This window comes from Longimicrobium sp. (genome assembly GCF_036387355.1).
Taxonomy (GTDB): domain Bacteria; phylum Gemmatimonadota; class Gemmatimonadetes; order Longimicrobiales; family Longimicrobiaceae; genus Longimicrobium.
Map to the genome: position 1 here is coordinate 1 of NZ_DASVTX010000355.1, position 2013 is coordinate 2013.

At 69.4% G+C, this 2013-nt stretch carries 4 protein-coding genes; all 4 read right to left on the reverse strand.

Annotation, left to right across the window (positions count from 1 at the left end; translation table 11 throughout):
- Positions 1-186 (reverse strand): transposase (locus VF665_RS15505; RefSeq protein ID WP_331054344.1); only part of this gene is annotated, 186 nt, incomplete at its 3' end.
- Positions 187-459: 273 nt separating this feature from the next.
- A complete protein-coding gene (locus VF665_RS15510; protein ID WP_331054345.1) occupies positions 460-1032 on the reverse strand; it encodes a hypothetical protein in 573 nt (190 codons plus the stop codon).
- Between the two features lie 40 nt (positions 1033-1072).
- On the reverse strand, positions 1073-1204 hold the full coding sequence (locus tag VF665_RS15515; protein WP_331054346.1) for a hypothetical protein: 132 nt from the start codon (positions 1202-1204) through the stop codon (positions 1073-1075).
- Positions 1205-1268: 64 nt separating this feature from the next.
- A complete protein-coding gene (locus tag VF665_RS15520) occupies positions 1269-1820 on the reverse strand; it encodes a GNAT family protein (protein WP_331054347.1) in 552 nt (183 codons plus the stop codon).
- Positions 1821-2013 lie beyond the last annotated feature (193 nt).

Consider the following 2013-nt stretch of genomic DNA (forward strand, 5'->3'; position numbering starts at 1 on the left):
CCCCGGGAACACGTCGTCGTTCTTCAGCCCGGCACGGCCCTCCGCCTGCTTCTTCCAGCCGCGCAGGATATCCGACCGCACGCCCAGATCGCGAGCGAGCTCTTCCAGCTTCCTCTCCCCGCTGGAAATCAGACGAACCGCCTCCAGTTTGAACTCGCGCGTGAACTGCCTTCGCTTCTCGGCCATGTGTCACCTCCTGCCCGTAAACCTACGGGCTTATGTTGGTGTCCACCAAGCCGGGGCAATCCTAGCCCCCTCCCCCCAACCCCCTCCGCCCGCTCCGCCCGCTCCGCGGGAGAGGGGGAGCTGTTCGGCGCGGGGGCGACGGTCGGCGCCGACCCGTCCCTCGCACCGGCGCAGCCTCACGGCTGTATTGTGAGGCTTTGAGCAGTTGTTGCGGCGAGTTCACTCGCTCAGCCCGCCCTGATCTGCGACCTCAACGCCCCGAAGGGATGCCGCTCACCGGAAGGTGTTCCACACGTCGGCGGCGGGTTGGGACGCGCCGCCGTCCTGGGGGCTCCCGGCGCGGATGGGCGGAAGGTCGGGCTCGGGGATGATGCGGAACGTGGCTGCCACCGAAGCCGCCACCAGCAGCGCGACGGCGAGCAGGCGCGAGGGGTCGGCGGGGCCCCATCCGCCCCAGAGCGCTACGGCCGCTGCCCCAAGCTGGCTGGCGAGCGCGAGGGTCGTCGGCAGGGTCGACCCCGTGCGGCGCGATTCCTGGCCGGCCTCCAGCGCGTTGGAACCCGCCACGAACAGCATCGACAGAACGATGATCCCCAGAAAGATCACGAGGGGCAGCCGGAACCGGCCCAGTTCGATGAGCAGTTCCGCCATCCGGCCGGGCCCCGCGGGCGCGCGTCCCGCCTCGATGGTCAGGTGGGCTTCCCACAGCCCGAACCAGGCGAGCACGCCCAGCACGGCGGGAAGCAGCGTGAACAGCGCGACGCCGTACTCGCCCAGCCCGCCGCGGAACGCCGCGACGATCGGAGCAATGAGCAGCAGCCCGAACATGATGTACGTCAGAGTCATCCGCGCGCGGTCTGGATGTGGAGGGTCCGCGCCCGCCGGCTCAGGCGGAGAGCGCGCTGATCCCGATCACGAGCCCCGCGGCAAGGCCAAAGAGGGTCGCGATCCCCGCCCAGCGAAGGACGATCTCGGCGGGAATGCGCGCACCGGTGGCGGAATCCGTGTTCTTCGTCATGGGAATCGACGTTGGAGGGTGGATGCTTGGATGGGGCAGAATACGAGGGTTCGCCGACGGGGTTTCAGAACGGCGGACTGGGGGCTTCGGCCTCGTCACGGAGGAGCGCGTAGAGGAGTTGGTCCACCACGACGCCGTCCTTGATGGCGCTCTGCCGCATCCGCCCCTCCAGCCGGAAGCCCGCCTTTTCCAGCACGCGCGACGACGCGCCGTTCCAGTCGAACGGCACCGCATACACGCGGCGCAGCTCGGGATCGGCGGCGAAGAGCGCGCGGCTGAACGCGTGCACCACGAGCGTCATCAGCCCGCGGCCCCAGAACGGCGCGCCGAGCCAGTAGCCGATCTCCGCGGAGATTCGTTCCACGTCGTCGTGCGGAACGTAGCTGATGCCGCCCGCCGCCTCGCCCTCCACCTCGATGGCAAACGACGTGGGCCGCGCCTGCCCGCTTACGATGGCCAGGTACGAATCCGCGTCCTGACGGGAGTAGGGATGCGGAAACCGGTCACGCAGATTCCGCCACACGCGGCGGTCATTCGCGTTCCGCGCCAGCGCCTCCGCATCCGCGAGCCGCCACGGCCGCACGAGGCAGGAACCCAAGTCCAGGTGAATCGACATGGATGGGATGATGTGGCGAGGATCGATCCGGGGCAAGGCGCCCCCTCAACCGCCGTGATACGCTCTTTCCGAATCTGCGGCTCAGGGCGGGCGAACGCGCGAATCCCGGTCGACTGTCGGCGCTCGTCACTCGTCCGCCCCGAGCCCCCGGATGACCGCGATCTCCAGCGCCGCGCAGAACAGCGCGAACGCC